The sequence below is a fragment of the Flavonifractor sp. An112 genome (assembly GCF_904377885.1).
Taxonomy (GTDB): Bacteria; Bacillota; Clostridia; order Oscillospirales; family Oscillospiraceae; genus Flavonifractor; species Flavonifractor avicola.
In genome coordinates, this window is record NZ_CAJFGT010000055.1 from 1 (window position 1) to 17,641 (window position 17,641).

The 17,641-nt window shown below is 60.0% G+C and carries 17 protein-coding genes and 1 other annotated feature; of the genes, 7 read left to right on the plus strand and 10 right to left on the minus strand.

Going from position 1 to position 17,641, the window contains the following annotated elements:
- The first annotated feature begins 384 nt into the window (after positions 1-384).
- Positions 385-603, plus strand: a binding site (T-box leader).
- A gap of 49 nt (positions 604-652) precedes the next feature.
- The 3 genes from ilvB to ilvC all read left to right on the plus strand — a co-directional run bounded on the left by ilvB (position 653) and on the right by ilvC (position 4,084).
- On the plus strand, positions 653-2,362 hold the full coding sequence (gene ilvB / locus IHN22_RS09100) for a biosynthetic-type acetolactate synthase large subunit (protein ID WP_087187709.1): 1,710 nt from the start codon (positions 653-655) through the stop codon (positions 2,360-2,362).
- A gap of 14 nt (positions 2,363-2,376) precedes the next feature.
- A complete protein-coding gene (gene ilvN / locus IHN22_RS09105; RefSeq protein WP_087187708.1) occupies positions 2,377-2,934 on the plus strand; it encodes an acetolactate synthase small subunit in 558 nt (185 codons plus the stop codon).
- Between the two features lie 130 nt (positions 2,935-3,064).
- Positions 3,065-4,084, plus strand: a complete 1,020-nt coding sequence (gene ilvC / locus IHN22_RS09110) for a ketol-acid reductoisomerase (RefSeq protein ID WP_087266863.1) — start codon at positions 3,065-3,067, stop codon at positions 4,082-4,084.
- A gap of 51 nt (positions 4,085-4,135) precedes the next feature.
- On the opposite strand, the gene IHN22_RS09115 is transcribed toward ilvC, so the two are convergent.
- Positions 4,136-5,155 carry an acyltransferase family protein gene (locus tag IHN22_RS09115; protein ID WP_191434891.1) on the minus strand — a complete coding sequence of 340 codons (1,020 nt, stop codon included), beginning with the start codon at positions 5,153-5,155 and terminating at the stop codon, positions 4,136-4,138.
- Positions 5,156-5,307: 152 nt separating this feature from the next.
- Here IHN22_RS09115 and IHN22_RS09120 point away from each other — a divergent pair, with 152 nt between their 5' ends.
- Positions 5,308-6,243 carry a CHASE3 domain-containing protein gene (locus IHN22_RS09120; protein ID WP_191434893.1) on the plus strand — a complete coding sequence of 312 codons (936 nt, stop codon included), beginning with the start codon at positions 5,308-5,310 and terminating at the stop codon, positions 6,241-6,243.
- Between the two features lie 39 nt (positions 6,244-6,282).
- Here IHN22_RS09120 and IHN22_RS09125 read toward each other — a convergent pair whose 3' ends face one another.
- A complete protein-coding gene (locus IHN22_RS09125; RefSeq protein WP_087388336.1) occupies positions 6,283-6,954 on the minus strand; it encodes a FadR/GntR family transcriptional regulator in 672 nt (223 codons plus the stop codon).
- A 117-nt stretch (positions 6,955-7,071) separates the two neighbouring features.
- Between IHN22_RS09125 and ilvD the strand changes: the two genes are divergently transcribed.
- Positions 7,072-8,733: a dihydroxy-acid dehydratase gene (ilvD, locus tag IHN22_RS09130; protein WP_191434895.1), complete on the plus strand. Its 1,662-nt coding sequence runs from the start codon at positions 7,072-7,074 to the stop codon at positions 8,731-8,733.
- Positions 8,734-8,806: 73 nt separating this feature from the next.
- Here ilvD and sdaAA read toward each other — a convergent pair whose 3' ends face one another.
- From sdaAA to IHN22_RS09145, 3 genes are read right to left on the minus strand one after another with little or no spacing between them, the layout of a single operon-like run.
- Positions 8,807-9,676 carry an L-serine ammonia-lyase, iron-sulfur-dependent, subunit alpha gene (gene sdaAA, locus IHN22_RS09135; RefSeq protein ID WP_191434897.1) on the minus strand — a complete coding sequence of 290 codons (870 nt, stop codon included), beginning with the start codon at positions 9,674-9,676 and terminating at the stop codon, positions 8,807-8,809.
- A 12-nt stretch (positions 9,677-9,688) separates the two neighbouring features.
- On the minus strand, positions 9,689-10,357 hold the full coding sequence (gene sdaAB / locus IHN22_RS09140; protein ID WP_191434899.1) for an L-serine ammonia-lyase, iron-sulfur-dependent subunit beta: 669 nt from the start codon (positions 10,355-10,357) through the stop codon (positions 9,689-9,691).
- Positions 10,358-10,361: 4 nt separating this feature from the next.
- Entirely contained in the window at positions 10,362-11,588 is a 1,227-nt protein-coding gene (locus IHN22_RS09145) for a dicarboxylate/amino acid:cation symporter (RefSeq protein WP_191434901.1), read from the minus strand.
- Positions 11,589-11,750: 162 nt separating this feature from the next.
- On the opposite strand from IHN22_RS09145, the gene IHN22_RS09150 reads away from it, so the two are divergent.
- Positions 11,751-12,668 carry a LysR family transcriptional regulator gene (locus IHN22_RS09150; protein ID WP_087328810.1) on the plus strand — a complete coding sequence of 306 codons (918 nt, stop codon included), beginning with the start codon at positions 11,751-11,753 and terminating at the stop codon, positions 12,666-12,668.
- 74 nt (positions 12,669-12,742) lie between these two features.
- Here IHN22_RS09150 and IHN22_RS09155 read toward each other — a convergent pair whose 3' ends face one another.
- Genes IHN22_RS09155 through IHN22_RS09170 form a run of 4 tightly spaced genes read right to left on the minus strand, consistent with a single transcriptional unit; the run spans position 12,743 to position 14,505 of the window.
- The gene (locus IHN22_RS09155; RefSeq protein WP_140399779.1) at positions 12,743-12,877 is read right to left on the minus strand and encodes an XkdX family protein; all 135 of its coding nucleotides are present in this window, start codon (positions 12,875-12,877) and stop codon (positions 12,743-12,745) included.
- Positions 12,874-13,170, minus strand: coding sequence for a toxin-antitoxin system toxin subunit (locus IHN22_RS09160; protein ID WP_300986178.1), 297 nt, complete (start codon positions 13,168-13,170; stop codon positions 12,874-12,876). The genes IHN22_RS09155 and IHN22_RS09160 overlap by 4 nt, the downstream gene beginning before the upstream one ends.
- Complete coding sequence (locus tag IHN22_RS09165; protein WP_191434902.1) at positions 13,154-14,242, minus strand: hypothetical protein; 1,089 nt, start codon at positions 14,240-14,242, stop codon at positions 13,154-13,156. The genes IHN22_RS09160 and IHN22_RS09165 overlap by 17 nt, the downstream gene beginning before the upstream one ends.
- A complete protein-coding gene (locus tag IHN22_RS09170) occupies positions 14,239-14,505 on the minus strand; it encodes a hypothetical protein (protein WP_087187697.1) in 267 nt (88 codons plus the stop codon). The genes IHN22_RS09165 and IHN22_RS09170 overlap by 4 nt, the downstream gene beginning before the upstream one ends.
- Positions 14,506-14,795: 290 nt before the next feature.
- Between IHN22_RS09170 and IHN22_RS09175 the strand changes: the two genes are divergently transcribed.
- Positions 14,796-16,076, plus strand: a complete 1,281-nt coding sequence (locus tag IHN22_RS09175) for a serine dehydratase subunit alpha family protein (RefSeq protein WP_191434904.1) — start codon at positions 14,796-14,798, stop codon at positions 16,074-16,076.
- A 53-nt stretch (positions 16,077-16,129) separates the two neighbouring features.
- On the opposite strand, the gene IHN22_RS09180 is transcribed toward IHN22_RS09175, so the two are convergent.
- A partial coding sequence (locus IHN22_RS09180; protein WP_191434906.1) for an O-antigen ligase family protein occupies positions 16,130-17,641 on the minus strand: 1,512 nt, incomplete at its 5' end.

Sequence of the window (17,641 nt, forward strand, 5' to 3'; positions counted from 1 at the left end):
CGTAAAAGCTTTGCTTCATAGGTCCACCTCGCAAATCTGACCCACACACGGGCCATTTTTCTGAGTTGTTTGACCGGTATCTCAAACAGAATTATCATATCGCAAAGCACACAAATTGTCCAGTTAAAACCGTCAAATTTCTCACTGTTTTTTCATTTAAACTCACCAGTTTTATCAAAAAGCTGAATTCTTCCTTGCTTTTCCTCCTTTTTGAAAAAACTATACCAGCCGGTTTTCTAATTGGCGGAACCGTGGATTCTGTCCCCCTGCCACGGTACTTTACTTGTTTAAAATGCAGAAGTTTCAAATGGCAGATTGACAAAGCCCACCGGGAAAGCTATGATTATACCTACAACTTGCAGTTCATCCTCTGGGATGGACGCTTCAAATGCGATGACCGGGACAGTACGGGCGGCGCATAAGCGCAGAGAGGGAGCGGTTGGTGTAAGCTCCCGTGAGGCCGCATCGGAAGGTCACCCGGGAGCGGCTCCGCCGAAGGCAGTAGGCGGGGACGGTTACCCTCCGTTACCGGGGCATGAGTGCGCGGGTATGCCCGCGAAGTTAGGTGGTACCACGGAGTGTCATGGCGGCTTCGTCCTATGGGACGAGGCCGCCATGTTTTTTATTCCAGTCAAAGGAGGTCATCCAACCCATGAGAATGAAAACAGCCCAGATCCTGATGGAATGTCTGCTGGAGCAGGGGGTGGATACCGTATTCGGTTACCCCGGCGGCACCATTCTAAATGTATACGACGAGTTCGAGCTGCACGGCTATAAGGATAAGATCCGTCACATCCTCACCGCCCACGAACAGGGCGCCTCCCACGCCGCTGACGGCTATGCCCGGGCTACCGGCAAGGTGGGTGTGTGTTTCGCCACCTCCGGCCCCGGCGCCACCAACCTGACCACCGGCATTGCCACCGCCTACTACGACTCCTCCCCCGTGGTGTTCATTACCTGCAACGTCAGCGAGAACCTGATCGGCAAGGACTCCTTCCAGGAGGTGGATATCACCGGTATCTCCATGCCCATCACCAAGTGCAACTACCTGGTAAAGGACCCCAACCAGCTGGCCGACGTGATCCGGGAGGCCTTTGCCATTGCCCGCACCGGCCGTCCCGGCCCGGTTCTGGTGGACATCGCCAAGAACGTCACCGCCGCTGAGGCGGAGTATGAGCCCCTGCCCCTGTCTGAGCACCCCAACCACGGCCGTCTGGCCGCCATGCTCCGCCGGGCCAGCCACGAGCTGAAGGCTCCCGAGCCCGACGCCGGCGACATCCAGACCCTGCTGGACATGATCGAGGAGGCCCGCCGTCCCCTGGTGCTGGTGGGTGGCGGCGTGATCCGCTCCAAGGGCGCTGTGCCTCAGTTCCGGAAATTCATTGAGACCCTCAATGCCCCGGTGGCCTCCACCATTATGGGCGGCGGCGCCTGCCCCGGTGACCACCCGCTGTTCACCGGTATGATCGGAATGCACGGCTCCCACGCCTCCAACCACGCCAGCGATCAGTGCGACCTGCTCATCGCCATCGGCTGCCGCTTCTCCGACCGGGTGGCCACCGACCCCGCCACCTTCGCCCCCAACGCCAAAATCGTCCACATCGATATTGACCGCGCCGAGATCGATAAGAACGTGGTCACCGACCACCACATCATCGGCGACGCCCGTCGGGTGCTGGAGCTGCTCAACACCAAGCTGCCCGCCCACGACTATCCCGAGTGGAAGGAGTGGGTGTTCTCCCACAAGGAGATCCCCCTGAAGAAGGACGACATTCTCCACCCCCATGAGATTCTGGAGACCATTCAGGCGGTCACCGACGGGGACGCTATCATCACCACCGACGTGGGCCAGCACCAGATGTGGTGCGCCCAGTACTACCACTTCTCCCGCCCTGGCCAGCTGATCACCTCCGGCGGCTTCGGCACCATGGGCTTCGGCCTGGGTGCCGCCATGGGCGCCGCCGTGGGCAACCCGGGCAAGGTGGTGGTCCAGTGTACCGGCGACGGCTGCTTCCGCATGAACTGCCATGAGCTGTGTACCGCCGAACACTACAACATCCCGGTGATCACCGTGATCTTTAACAACCGGACTCTGGGCATGGTGCGCCAGTGGCAGAACCTGATCTATCACAAGCGGTTCTCCCAGACCGACCTGGACCGTGGCCCCGACTTTGTGAAGCTGGCGGAGGCCTACGGCATCCAGGGTGAGCGTGCAGCCACCCAGCCGGAATTTGAGGCCGCTTTCCGTCGTGCCGTGGCCTCCGGCCGTCCCTATGTGATCGAGTGCGCCATCGACAAGGACGCCATGGTCCATCCCATGATCTCCGCCGGTACGCCGGTCACTGACTTCATTCTGGACTAAGGAGGGTGTGGAATATGAATGAAATGAATGCCACCCGCCGCACCCTTTCGGTGCTGGTTGAAAACGCCGCCGGCGTCCTGTCCCAGGTCTCCCGGCTGTTCTCCCGAAAGGGCTATAACATCGAGTCTCTGGCCGTGGGCACCACCGACGATCCCACGGTGTCCCGTATCACCATTGAGGTGTGGGCCGACGCCCCCATGATCGAGCAGATCATGAATCAGCTGCGTAAGCAGTATCCCGTCTACTCCGTACAGGAGCTGAAGCCGGAGCGTTCCATCCGCCGTGAGCTGGTGATGTTCAAGGTCAAGGCGGAGACCCACGACATCCGCAACGAGGTCATCCAGATCGCCAACATTTTCCGGGCCTCCATCATCGACGTATCTCTGAAATCCCTAACCCTGGCCCTCATCGGCGATGAGACCAAGGCAGAGGCCATGCAGAAGCTGCTGGAGGCCTTCGGCATCCTGGAGCTGGTCCGCACCGGCATGGTGGCCCTGGAGCGGGGCGCCTATACCATTGAGGACGAGACCAAGGAGCAAACCGAATTTAATCTCGGGAAGAATTTCCTGTAATATTTTAGAAATACAAGCCACGCCGAAATCTTTTCTGAGATTGTATCACACTTATCATTCTTTTCTTCCCCGCTGTGTTATCATCGTGGACAAGAAAAAAACCTTCATTTGACAAAGGAGTGCAAAGACTATGGCTAAGATGTATTACGAGAAGGACTGTGATCTGTCCTACCTGAATGGCAAGAAGATCGCCATCATCGGCTACGGCTCTCAGGGCCACGCCCACGCCATGAACCTGAAGGATTCCGGCTGCGATGTGTGCGTTGGCCTGCGTGAGGGTTCCAAGAGCTGGGCCAAGGCCGAGCAGGCCGGCCTCCAGGTCAAAACCGTTGCTGAGGCCGCTCAGTGGGGCGACATTGTGATGATCCTCATCAACGACGAGGTTCAGGCTGAGGTTTACAAGAAGGATATCGCTCCCTACATGACCGAGGGCAAGGCCCTGGCTTTCGCCCACGGCTTCAACATCCGCTATCAGCAGATCGTGCCTCCCGCCGGCGTGGATGTGTTCATGGCTGCCCCCAAGGGTCCCGGCCACACCGTCCGCTCCACCTACGTCAACGGCAAGGGCGTACCCTGCCTGGTGGCTGTGGAGCAGAACGCCACCGGTAACGCCTATAAGATTGCCCTGGCTTACATTGCCGGTATCGGCGGCGCCCGCGCCGGCGTCATGGAGACCACCTTCCACGACGAGACCGAGACCGACCTGTTCGGTGAGCAGGCTGTGCTGTGCGGCGGCGTAGTGGATCTGATGAAGTGCGGCTTCGAGACCCTGGTGGAGGCCGGTTACGAGCCCGAGAACGCCTACTTCGAGTGCATCCATGAGATGAAGCTCATCATCGACCTGATCAACAAGGGCGGCGTGGCTGCCATGAACTACTCCATCTCCGACACCGCTGAGTACGGCGAGTATGTGTCCGGTCCCCGTGTGCTGCCCTACGAGGAGACCAAGAAGAACATGAAGGCCGTGCTGGCCGACATCCAGGACGGCACCTTCGCCGGCAAGTGGATCGCCGAGAATAAGAACGGCCGTACCTTCTTCAACTCCAAGCGTGCCGCGCTCAAGAAGCACCAGATGGAGATCGTGGGCGAGGAGCTGCGCAAGAACATGATCTGGGGCGGCGACACCGACCTGGACACCGCTTCCAACTAATTGTATCCTAAAAAAGGTGGCCCTCCAGCTGGAGGGCCACCTTTTTTATACTCAGGATGCAAACCGCCTCATGAGCCGCTCCAGTACCCGGTGGAGCAGCACACCCAAAGCGATATTGAAGGTATAGGCAATGAGGTAGAAGCCGATGTGTCTGGGATCATGGTCCAGCCAGGGCGCCAGTAGGTCAAACTCCCGGGTGATTACCACATTGAGCAGATAGATCTCCAGGCTGCTCCCCCCAACCATACGCAGGAAGGCAGGGACCCACCGTCCGGGGTACCAGTGCAGCACTCTGCCCAGAAGCAGACAGACAGGCATCACACCCACCACAACCGCCAGGATCAGGGGGAAGATCACCGGCTGGACCAGCCAGCCGGCCACAACTGCCAGCGCCAGAACAGCTGAAGTCACCCACACTGCCAGGTGCCGGGCATTGAGCTTTTTACCCTCCATCACATAGGAGCCCACCAGAAAGCCCATGGCAAAATCGGGAATACGCAGCAGAAAATCCGGCAGATACAGCAGCCCGGCACCCCAGGTTACCCGATAGAGCAGGTAGCTGATCAAATAGATGAACAGGGTCAGCCACTCTTTATGGGCACAGCGGCGGAACAGCTTGAAATAGAACGGTGCCGCCAGATAGAACACCAGGATGGCGGAGATATACCAGTTGAACCCCTCCGGCACATTCAGCCAGTAGGATAAGGTGGACAGATTCCAGAAGATCACATCAGGGGTGACCCGCCCCGCCGCGGCCAGGGCCACACTGTAGATCCCAACCACCAGCCAGAAGGCGGGCAGTAGCCGCCGCAGCCGTCGGCCCAGATAGCGCCCGTAGGACTCCTGTTCCCGCCGGGCCAGGGAGCAGCAGATTCCCATGCCAGAGAGCACCAGAAAGATGTCCACCCCTGCAAAACCCATGGAGCGAAAGGCCTTGAAGGGCAGGAAAGTGTCGTTCAGCTCATAGGCGTGGAAGAGCATGACATACAGCATGGCAATCCCCATCAGCTCTCCCCGGTAGCGGCTCAGCAGCCCATAGCCGCCAACTTCCCTGCCGTTTTCGTCGATCACCTGTCCACCCCCTTTTATCGTGGTTTCATTATAGGTGGCTCCTTCTCCTCCGTCAATCCCCGCAAATGTTCCTATGCTCCCAGCACATTGTAGATTACCGTTTTCTCATGTTATAGTATAAGTACACATTATCTAATGAGGGGGAAATTGCAATGAAATGTCACCGGCTGCTGCCTGGGGCCCTGGCTCTGGCGCTCTCCGTCTCTCTGTGCGCCTGCGGCGGAGCGCCTGACAGTCCTTCCGCCGCCCCGTCTCAGGCGCTGGAAGCGCTGACCACCGGCCAGACCGTCACATCGGAAACCGCTGAGCTCACCCTGAAAGGGGTGGTCATTCTGGACGCAGTGGTGGATGAAAATATCAGTCTGGATGCCAAGGATGACAGCGATTACCTGTGCGCTATCTACAACATCAAAAATACCGGCGCCACGGAGGACGATCTTATCCCGGAAACCGTACTCTCCAATAAGGTATTTTACCAGGGGAAATATGAATATACGGAATTTGATCAGGATATCGCGGGCAACGGCAACGCCTATGCCGGCCATACCCCCCTGCCGCCTTTGCGGGATTTCACCCTGTACTGCATTGTTGAGATCCCGCCGGAGGCCTCCGAGCATCCGGAAGAGCTGGTACTGACCACTACTCTGGCCGGAACCAGCTATCAGACCACCGAGGTTCAGAACGCAATAGCATTCCAGCAGGAAGCCCTGGAGGTGGTGGGCGAGTTCACCAGCGGCATCCATGACTTTTTCAACACCATCAACTTCACCATCAGCTTCAACACTGAGCCCTATCGGGAGGCCTATCGCACCGCCCAGGCTTCCTACGATCAGGTGAAGGATGCTCTGTCCCAGCTGACGCCCCCTCCCTACTATCAGGAGGGCTATGACGCCCTGATGGAAGCCGCCGCGCAGTGGGAGGAATTCCTTACTCCGGTATGCGCTCTGCTAGACGCCTCCGACCAGGAATTTGCCCAGGCCATGTCTGATTCCGGCAACAATTTTGATTCAGAAGCCTTTGACCAGCGCATTGATCTGATCCAAACTTCCATGCCCTTCCTGATGGACACGGACCTTCGGAGTCTGTGACCCAACGCCTTGCGCGGCCCCCGTCTGGGGGCCGCTTTTTTATAGCCCCATCACGTCCATGGAGTGGCGCATATGGATGGCCATGGCGTAGCCCGCCCCCTCTCCGTCCCGCTTACGGAAAAATTCCATCAGCAGAGCGTGGTCCCGGCACGTGTCTTCAGCCAGCCGCTCCTGGTGCTCTCCCGCCGTGAGAGCGGCGGCCACCGCCTGATCGATGAGGGGAAGCAGCCGCACCAGAAACTCATTGTGGGCGCCCCGGACGATGGCGGCGTGAAAGGCCCGGTCGGCCTGGGTTCGGTCCTCCCCCGCCCGGATGCACCGCTCTACTTCCTCTCCCCGGGCCAGGATATTTGCCAGTTCCTCCTCTGTGGCCCGCTGACAGGCCAGGGCGGCAGCCCTGGGCTCAAAAATGGAGCGCAGCTCAAACAGGTCCCGCAGCTGTCCCCGCACCCGCTCCAGGCTGGAGAAACCGAAGTCGTCCATCTCCTCCACCGCCGCCGACACAAAGGTGCCCTTGCCCCGGCGCACCTCCAGCACCCCCTGGGCGGTCAGGGTGCGGATGGCCTCCCGCAGGGTGGCACGGCTCACCCCCAGCTCCCCGGCCAGCTCCACCTCGTTGGGCAGCTTCTCCCCCGGCTTAAGTCCCTTCTCCACTACAATGCGGCTGTACAATCCCTCCGCCGTCTGCTGAGCCAAACTTTTTTTCTCCATACCCTACTTCCCTTCTGGTCAGTCCTTGACAGTTCTGCCACTATCATATAGTATATAGTCAGACAATGCAAGTGTTATCATACAACGCAAGTGATACATAGAAGGAGGTCATTCCCCATGCGCAGCGACAATGTTACCAAGGGCGTGGAACGCGCCCCCAACCGCTCCCTTTTTTATGCTCTGGGCTACACCAAGGAGGAGCTGGAGCGTCCCCTCATCGGCGTGGTGTGCTCCTACAATGAGATCGTCCCCGGCCACATGAATCTGGACAAGATCGCCGAGGCGGTCAAGGCCGGCGTCCGGGCCGCCGGCGGCACCCCGGTGGAGTTCCCCGCTATCGCCGTATGCGACGGCATCGCCATGGGCCACATTGGCATGAAGTATTCTCTGGTCACCCGCGACCTGATCGCCGACTCCACCGAGGCCATGGCCATTGCCCATCAGTTCGACGGTCTGGTCATGATCCCCAACTGCGACAAAAACGTGCCCGGCCTGCTGATGGCCGCCGCCCGTGTGAACATCCCCACCATCTTCTGCTCCGGCGGTCCCATGCTGGCCGGCCGGCTCAACGACGGCCGCCGCTCCTGCCTGAGCCATATGTTTGAGGCGGTAGGCGCCTACAAGGCCGGCAAGCTGGACGAGTGCGGCGTGGAGGACTACGAAAACAACGCCTGCCCCACCTGCGGCTCCTGCTCCGGTATGTACACCGCCAACTCCATGAACTGTCTCACCGAGGCCATCGGTATGGGCCTGCGTGGCAACGGTACCATTCCCGCCGTGTGGTCCGCCCGTCTGCGGCTGGCCAAGCACGCCGGTATGCAGATCATGGAGCTGGTAAAGAAGGACATCCGTCCCCGGGACATCATGACCCCTGCCGCCTTCCACAACGCGGAGACGGTGGACATGGCCCTGGGCTGCTCCACCAACACCATGCTCCATCTGCCCGCCATCGCCCATGAGTGCGGCATTGAGCTGGATCTGGACATGAGCAATGAGATCTCCTCCAAGACCCCCAACCTGTGCCACCTGGCTCCCGCCGGCGACACCTATATGGAGGATCTGGAGGGCGCCGGCGGCGTGTACGCCGTGATGAAAGAGTTGACCAAGAAGGGCCTGCTGGACACCTCTGTTATGACCTGCACCGGCAAGACCCTGGAGGAGAATCTGGAGGGCGTCACCAACCGCAACCCGGAGCTCATCCGCCCCATCGAGAACCCCTACTCTCCCGACGGCGGCATTGCCGTGCTCAAGGGCAATCTGGCCCCTGAGGGCTGCGTGGTGAAGCGCTCCGCCGTGGCTCCTGAGATGATGGCCCACACCGGCCCCGCCCGGGTCTTTGACAGCGAGGAGGAGGCTATTTCCGCCATCTACGCCGGTAAGATTGTCCCCGGCGACGTGGTGGTCATCCGCTATGAGGGTCCCAAGGGCGGTCCCGGTATGCGCGAGATGCTCAACCCCACCTCCGCTATCGTGGGTATGGGTCTGGGCGAGAGCGTGGCTCTCATCACCGACGGCCGGTTCTCCGGCGCCACCCGAGGCGCCGCCATCGGCCACGTCTGCCCCGAAGCTGCCCAGGGCGGACCCATCGCCCTGGTAGAGGAGGGCGACATCATCTCCATCGATATCCCCTCCTGCAAAATCCAGCTGCAGGTGGATGAGGCCACGCTCGCCCAGCGCAAGGCCAAGTGGGTGTGCCCCGAGCCCAAGGTCAAAACGGGATATCTGGCCCGGTACGCCAAGCTGGTCACCTCCGCCTCCCGGGGCGCGGTGCTGGAGTAAGCCCCTATTTCCCTTTCAAGATGCAAAACATGGCCGCCCTGACGGGCGGCCATGTTTATTTTGTATTAAGTTGTCAGCCGCAGCACCCGCACCGCTCACAGGCGGAAGGAGTGGTGGCACAGCCGCCCTGTGCGGTCTCCCGCAGCTCGGCGGGCAGGTAGCGACCCACCCGGTACATGGCGGCAAGCATCTCATCAAAGGGGATCAGCTGCTGAATCCCGCTCAAGGCGATCTCGGCGGCCACCAGCGCGTTTGCTACCCCGGCGGCGTTGCGGTTCTGACAGGGGTACTCCACCAGACCGCCCACCGGATCGCATACCAGCCCCAGCATATTCATCAGTACGGTGGAAGCCGCGTTAAGGCACTGCTCCGGCTCACCGCCCATCAGCTCCACGGCTGCGGATGCAGCCATGGCAGCGGCGATCCCCACCTCAGCCTGACATCCTCCCACCGCCCCTGCCACGGTAGCATTTCGCATGGCCAGGTAACCGATGGCGCCGGCATTGAACAGCCCGTCTATAATTCGGGCGTCCGAGATGTGATAGGTATCCTGAAGGGCCAGCAGCAGGCCGGGCACCACGCCGGAGGAACCGGCGGTAGGGGCAGCCACGATCAGGCCCATGGAGGCGTTGACCTCCAGCACCGCCATGGCGTAGGTAATGGCCTTCTGAAGTACAGGTCCGCAGATATCCTTCTTCTTGGCGGCGTGGGCGGCCAGATGCTTGGCCTCGCCGCCGATGAGTCCGCCCATGGAGCGGACAGGGCTGGTCAGCGGAATAGTGGCTGACTCCCGCATGATCTCCAACGCCCGTTTCATGCGCCGGGTGACCGTATCCCCCGTGGTCTCCCCCAGGATGCACTCCCGGCGACGCATGATCTCAGAGATGGAACACCCCTCCTGCCGGCACAGGGCCAGCAGCTCATTGGCATTTTTAAAGTCCATGTTCCTACCTCCTTACGACTGGACGATCATAACGTCCTGGATATAGGGATTGGCCCGCAGCTCCTCATCGATGCCTTCGGGCAGAGTACCGTCCGACTCGATGATGCTGTAAGCGGTATCTCCCTTGCCCTCCCGGAACAGACGCATAAAGGCGATGTTCACGTTGCGGTCACTGAGCACCTTGGTCAGGTGGGCCACCACGCCGGGCTTGTCCTGCTGGATCACCACCACCGAGGCGTACTCGCCGCTGAAGTCCACACGGACGCCGTTGATGCGCACGATGTGCATCTTGCCGCCTCCCAGGGACTCGCCCCGGACCGTCATAACCTGTCCCGCAGCGTTCTCCATGCGGATGTCCACGGTGTTGGGGTGGATGTCGGTCTCCACCTCATCTGGGGTGAAGGAGAAGGCCAGCCCCCGCTCGTTGGCGATGCGGAAGGAGTCCCGGATGCACAGATCATCGGTGGAGAAGCCCATGATACCGCCCAGCAGGGCCCGGTCGGTACCGTGGCCGTGGTAGGTCTTGGCAAAGGAACCATAAAGGGTAAAGTCCACCTTCTTCAGCGGCGGAGCCAGCAGCTTGTGCGCCACATTGGCGATGGCCACAGCTCCCGCGGTGTGGGAGCTGGACGGGCCGACCATATTGGGTCCCAATACGTCGAATACGCTGATGAACGACATAGGATCACTCCTCCGAGGCGGCAGGCGCCTTCAGAATGAATTTCTGGTAGATGGCATTGACAATGGTACCGATGGCGTTGTCACCGGATACGTTACAGGCGGTGCCAAAGGAATCCTGAGTAATATAGAGGGCCACCATGATGGCACAGATGGGGCCGTTCACATCGCCGGCCTCGGTACCGAACACCATGTACAGGAAGGGCAGCGCGGTCATGATGGAGCCGCCGGGGGCGCCGGGGGAAGCCACCATGGCAATGCCCAGAGTCATGATGAAGGGCACCACAGTACCCAGGCTGATGGGCAGCTGGTACATCAGGCAGACGGCGGTGGCACAGGCGGTGATGGTGATCATGGAACCTGCCATGTGGATGTTGGCGCACAGCGGTACCACAAAATTGCGGATCTCCTCCAGAATGCCGTCCTTCTTGGCGCACTCCAGGTTGACGGGGATGGTGGCAGCGGAGGACTGAGTGCCGATGGCGGTAGCGTAGCCGGGGATCTGGTTGCGGATCAGAGCGAAGGGATTCTTCTTGGATACTGCACCTGCCACAATAAACTGGATACAGATATAGATCAGGTGCATGGCGATGACCACCAGGAATACCTTCCACAGGATGCCCAGAATGGCGAATGTCTTTCCGGAGGCAGTCATGTTGGTAAAGGTGCCGCAGATGTAGAGGGGCAGCAGGGGGATGATGACCACATGGAGCACCTTATCAATAATGGCGGAGAAGTCCTCCATACCGTGGTAAAGGCTGTCACCAATCTCCTTGCCCCGCATATTGGACAGGCACAGCCCCAGCACGAAGGCCAGAGTAACCGCGGACAGGGTATCCAGCAGTGGAGGAATGGATAAAGAAAAATAGCTTTCCAGAGAAACGTCCGCCGTCTGGGCAATCTGGTCCAGGGCGCCCTCACTCATGAAGGAGGGGAAAAGGTTGGAGGAAACCAGGTAGGAGGCGGAACCCGCCACCATCGTAGACACATAGGACAGGGCCACTGTAATGAGCAGAAGCTTACCGGCGCCGCTGCGCAGGTTGGCAATGCCCATGGTCACATAGGCCACAATCATCAGCGGGATGATGAAGGACAGGAATGTGCTGAAAATCGAGGAGCAGGTCACAATCACACGGTTGAACCACTCCGGCATATAGGAGCCAAACAAGATACCAAGGATAATTGCAATGATGAGCTTCGGGATCAGGCCGATTTTAATCTTTTTCTTTGCCATATAAGTTCCTCCCTTAACTTTCTCTATTTTGTCCATTTCCCTATTGACTTTTGGAGGGCCTTAGTATAACATTGCACAATAATTAAATCAAATAAATCTAATTTATCATATAATTGAATTTTCTTAATATCAAACTCACCGGTATGGCAGGAGGCTTGCATTATGGAGCTGCGTCAGCTGACCACATTCATCCGGGTGGCCCAATTTCAAAGTTTCTCCAAAGCGGCGGCCAGTTTGGGATATTCCCAGTCCGCCGTCACGGTACAAATCCGCCTTCTGGAGGAGGAACTGCGGGTCCGGCTCTTTGACCGTATGGGAAAGCGGGTGTGTCTCACCGGACAGGGGAAGGTCTTTCTGGACAGCGCCATCAGCATCATTCAGGATGTATCCAAAGCCAAGTTGGCTCTGGCCGGTGAGGATGAAACCCTGCGGGGCCAGCTCCATATCGGGACACTGGAATCCCTCTGCTATGCCCGACTGCCCGGTATCATCCGGAATTTCCGGATACGGCATCCCCAGGTGAGCATCCAGATCACCACGGGTACGCCGGAGGAGATCATCACCAAAATGGAGCGGGGTGAGTTGGATATCATCTACATTCTGGATGAACCGCTCTACAACAACAGCTGGTGCAAAATGCTGGAGCTACAGGAGGAGGTAGTGGTGGTCGCCTCCGCTTCGCTGGGGGCGGCACTAAGCGGCCGCTCCCACAAGCTGGTGGACCTGCTGGACAAGCCCTTTTACCTGACGGAGCGGGACGCCAACTACCGTCGGCTGCTGGACCAGCGACTGGCCGCCTTTGGCCAGGCCATTACTCCTGCATTGGAGAGCAGCTACGCCTCCTTCCTGCTGCGAGTTCTGGAGGAGACGGAAGGGCTGTCCTTCCTGCCCCGTTTTCTGGTGGAAGAACCGGTGCGCCAAGGAAAGTTGGCCATTGTGGATGTCAGCGACCTCAAGGCGGTGATGTACGGCCAGATCTTCTATCACCGGGAAAAATGGGCCACCCGGGAGATGGAGGAGTTTGTCCGCTTCTGTACCCCGCCTGGAGAGGACCGTCCCTCCGTCCTGTTGTCCCCGTAAAAAACAAAACAGCCGCCCCGTGAGCCTGCTTCCATAGAAGCGGTTCACGGGGCGGCTGTTTACACGATCATGCGTTATGCTTTTTCCGTCTGGCTGAGAATCGCCGCAGCTTCTTCTTCTGTCAGCTTGCCTGCCTCTGCCAGGGCCTGTATACGCTGCTCATCCCACAGTCTGGGATAATATTTCTTAGCCAACTCGTACACGTTCACAGTTCCACCCCCGTCATAATGGCCAGAAAGTCCACATCCGCCCGCAGCCGCTCCAATTCCGTAGGTTCAGGCTCCGGCGTGGGTTCCGGTTCCGGCGCCTGGCCGGGGGTCAGCCCCACCAGAATGCCGTCCTGAATGTCCAGTTCGCAGTAGCCGCAGCAGTCCCACGCCGCCTGTTCCAGCTGGGGCGGCACTGCAATCCACCCCTCCAGCCAGCACTCCGTTCGGTGGCTCTGGCTCTGTAAGCCGTGACCGCCGTCCGCTCTGGCCTCGATCTCAATGATAGTCAGCATCCAAATCCCTCCTCATCCATGTTAGTAAGTGATACAACAGTTTGCGCAGCCAAGCCCGTTTTTCCTTCCGCCCCTCCCCCTGCTCCCTCAGCCAGTCCAGCAGCCTGCCGCTGCTCCAGCCATCCGTCCCGAGGGACAGATCAGGCGCACCCGCCTCTACAATCCGTATCTGTCCGCCCCGCACCAGACGAAGCAGCCGCTGTGCCAGCGATATCGGCTTGTGATCGGCAGACGGAACACCTCGCTTTTGATAAGTACGCTTCTCCCGTGTCTCCTCCGGAGGCAGGTCATTGAAGTGGGCCATCAGCCGCTCCTCCAGGCTCTCCAGTCCCCGTACCTCCACCTGTTCTCCCAGGGCCAAACTTTCCAGCCTCTTTAGTCCGCACCGGATGGACCGCAGTACCGACGCATGGTCCACCCCCAGCAAAGTTCCGATCTCCCGCAGGGAGAGCCACTCGCCATAATAGAGATACAGATAGGTCTGCTGCCGGAGGGTGAGCCGATCCAACACCGCTTTCAGTACTTCCGGCTCCCCCAGGTCCACTACCAGAGGGCCTCCCTCCTGGCAGTCCAGCAGCCGATAGAGGAACTTAGCGTCCTCCGCAATCCGTTTTTGCCCCCGTTGCAGCGTGCGGCATACAGTGGAGCGGTTCCGCCCCGCCTCCCGGGCCACCTGGGCCTGAGGATTGCCACCATCGATACCTGCCAGATAAGCTTTCTGGACAGGCGTGATCCCCGTCCGGGCCGTCCGTACCGCCAGGCGCATCTTGTCCTGTTCCGTGGGGCCCTCCGGTGCCTTCGCGCCTTCCATCTCCGCCCAGGTCTTATACTGCATCCTGTCCCACCGCCAGCCGTCCACCCCGGCCCAGGTGGTACCTCGACTGATCTTGTGCCGGGGCATCAGCTCCCGCAGCTGCCGGGCGCAATTCGTCAGATCCTCCTCGGCCCGGGCCAGTTCCAGGCGGAGGGTTTTCTTCTCTCTCCCCTGCGCTCCATCCAGCTCAGTTTGAAGGGCTACCTTCTGCTCCCGCAGTACCTTGATTCGTTCTCTGATCTCACTGGCTCTGCTCATCGCTTTTCCTCGTTGATTCGGGGCGCGGTCAGGTCGGCGGTGGTATATTTTCCGCTTCTGGGCCGGGTGTAGTATTCCTCCGCCAGCTGCCGCAGTTCCCGCATCTCCCGCAGCATCTGCCGCAGCATCAGGATCTCCCGATTGGTCACCTGTCGTTCTGTTCCCTCCTGGCTTTCCAGACGCTGCTTGGCTGCCTCCAGGCCCAACCTCAGCCGGGCGGCCGCCTCCCGATACTGCCCGGATAATTCCTGCAATCTGGCCATCCTGTTCACCTCCTCTTTTCCCGGAGCGGCCGCCCCAGCCCTGTATCCGCCCCGCTCGCTGTTGGAAGAGACTCCATGGTCTCTTCACTTTTAGCGGTTCCACCCCCAAAAGTTGGACGGTTGCGTACACCGAAGAAAAAGATTTTTTGAATTTCAAACTTCCGCCAAAATAAGGAGGCCCTTTCCTGAGATGGAAAGGACCTCTTTACAACTGAGAGAAGGTCGGATATCATGTAGATAACAGGAGAAAGCGCGCTCCTTGGGGAGCCCGCAGGAAGGAAGAACCGTTCATGAAGAAAACCGATCCCCATTATCAAGCTTATCTGCAAATTCTGCGGGAAGAGTTGGTCCCCGCCATGGGCTGCACAGAGCCCATCGCGCTGGCCTACGGCGCGGCGGTGGCTCGTCGGGCCCTGGGCTGCCTGCCCGAAACCGTCTCTGTCCAGGTCAGCGGCAATCTGATCAAAAATGTGAAGAGCGTCATTGTCCCCAACACCGGCGGATTAAAGGGCATCCCTGCCGCTGTCACCGCCGGGCTGGTGGCTGGCAACCCGGACAAAGTGCTGGAGGTTATTTCCGTGGTGACAGAGGAACAGAAGGCAGAAATGACTGACTTCCTCCGCTCCCACCCCATCGGGGTCCATCTGGCCGACACTCCCCTGACCTTCGACTATACCGTCACTCTTACTGGCGGCGGCCACACCGTCACCCTGCGCATCGCCAACTATCACACCAACATTGTGCTGCTGGAGAAAGACGGCGTGAAGGAGATCGACATTCCGGTGGAGGGCGAGCAGGAGACGGCCCTCACCGACCGCTCCATCCTCTCCATCCAGGAGATCGTGGACTTTGCCGACAGCGTGGACGTGGACGACCTGCGTCCCCTGCTGGACCCCCAGATCCAGTGCAATATGGCCATCGCGGAGGAGGGCCTGCTCCACGCCTACGGGGCCAACGTAGGCAAAGTACTCATGAGCACCGAGGCCTCTCTGGAGCGGCGGGCCCGGGCCAAGGCCGCCGCCGGCTCCGACGCCCGGATGAACGGCTGTGAGATGCCGGTGGTCATTGTTTCCGGCAGCGGCAACCAGGGCATCACCGCCTCGGTGCCCGTCATTGAGTACGCCCGCTCCCTGGGCATTCCGGAAGAGCGGATGTACCGGGCGCTGGCGGTATCCGACCTGTGTACCATCCATCAAAAGACCTACATCGGACGTCTGTCCGCCTTCTGCGGCGCGGTGAGCGCCGGAGCGGGCGCCGGGGCCGGTATCTGCTACCTGCTGGGCGGCGGTTACGATCAGGTGAAGCACACCATCGTCAACGCCCTGGCCTTCCACTCCGGCGTGGTGTGCGACGGTGCCAAATCCAGCTGCGCCGCCAAGATCAGTATGGCGGTGGAGGCCGGTATCTTTGGCTATCAGATGTACCAGAACGGCCAGGAGTTCCGCACCGGCGACGGCATCATCAGCGACGGCGTGGAGCACACCATTCAGAACGTGGGCGAACTGGGCCGCCAGGGGATGCGGGAGACCGACCATGTGATCCTGGAAATGATGACCCGGGAGCCCTGCTGAAAATGCGCAAAAAAGCGTCTGCCACGGCAGACGCTTTTTTGCGCTTATATTCGTTATGCCTTTTTCCGTTCCTGTCTGACCAGCTTGACGCAGGCAGCGATGACGCCGAAGAGGAACCAGTAGGTGAACATATTCCGGGGATAGTACCAGGTATACTCGGCCACGCCGATGACCAGGATTCCGCAGAAAGCGGCAATGGCCGCGGCCAGCATACGCTTGACCCGGGGATCCAGCGCGGCACAGAATGCCTTTACGCCGGTTTTGAGCCGCCACAGCAGCAGGGCCAGATAGGCCAGCATCCCCAGGATGCCGGTCTCCCCCCACATCTGCAGGTAATTGTTGTGGGTGTGGACGGGATAGGTGCCGTCGAAGTTGGTGGGATAGGTCTCAAAGACCTTTTTCATCACGTCGGTGCCCAGGCCGACGCCGCGGAACCAGTAGTCCTCCATCAGGTTCCTGGTGGTGTCATAGATGCCGAACCGGTACTGGACAGAGCTGTCGTCACCGGCCCGGAAGATGGTCAGGATCCGGTTGTAGATGGTCTCCGGCAGGAAGGGAATGGCCGCCAGCCCCAGCACCAGGAACACGGGCACCCAGCGCCAGTTCATCAGAGCCAGGAAAACCACCAGCGCAAAGGCCAGGCCGATCCAGCTGGCGCGGCCGAGGGTGGCGCCAATGGCCACCAGTCCCAGAGCCAGAGAGAGCAGGGACAGGAGCTTGCCCCGCCACCTGCAGTTTAGGAAGAGGGCCAGATTCAGGGGCAGCAGCATCTCCAGCTGCTCGGCAAAGTTGTTGGGGTTGTCGAAGAAGGAGTACACCCGGCCCGGCATGCCCTGGTTAAGGGCCATGTCCTGCTGGGAGGCCACGATATCCACGCCGACATAGCCCTGGTAGCAGCCGTAGAGGGCGGCGACGGACAGGCCCACCACCGCCAGGGACACCATGAGCTGGAGCTGTTCATACTTATGCACCGAGCTGACCACCAGCAGGACAATTAGGAAGGCGGTCAGGTGGAAGGCAAAGAAGCGCAGGGACAGGTGGGTGGACAGGGAGCCCACCAGGGCAATGCAGAGGAAGGCCATGTAGATGGTGAAATAGGGCCCCTGGGCGTCCAGCTCCAGCTTGTGCCTGGAGCGGGAGGCACTGCCCACCACAAACAGGCCGGTGAGGGCCACCGCCCCCATCAGGCCGTAGAGGTTGTTCCACCTCTCATGGGGGGCCATGAGCATGACCATCATGAACAGGCCCAGGAACAGGAAGGTACCGCCCCCCAGTGCACCCATCAGGCGGCAGAACAGGCTGCCGTCCCACACCCGCTTCCCCGCCCGGTAGGCGGCCTTGAAGACGGCGCAGGGGATATTGACAATGGCGGTAAACAGGCGGCAGGCGATACTCCCCGGCCAGGCCCGGGGTATGCGCCCCTCCCGCCACACAAAGTTCCAGATGGCGCTGCCGTGGGCCTGGCGGACGGCCCAGTCCTGGAGCCGGTCGCAGGCCCGGCCCAGCACGCTGTTGGCCGCCGCGTTTTTCAGGCCCAGCCAGACAGCCAGGAAAAGGCGGACAAA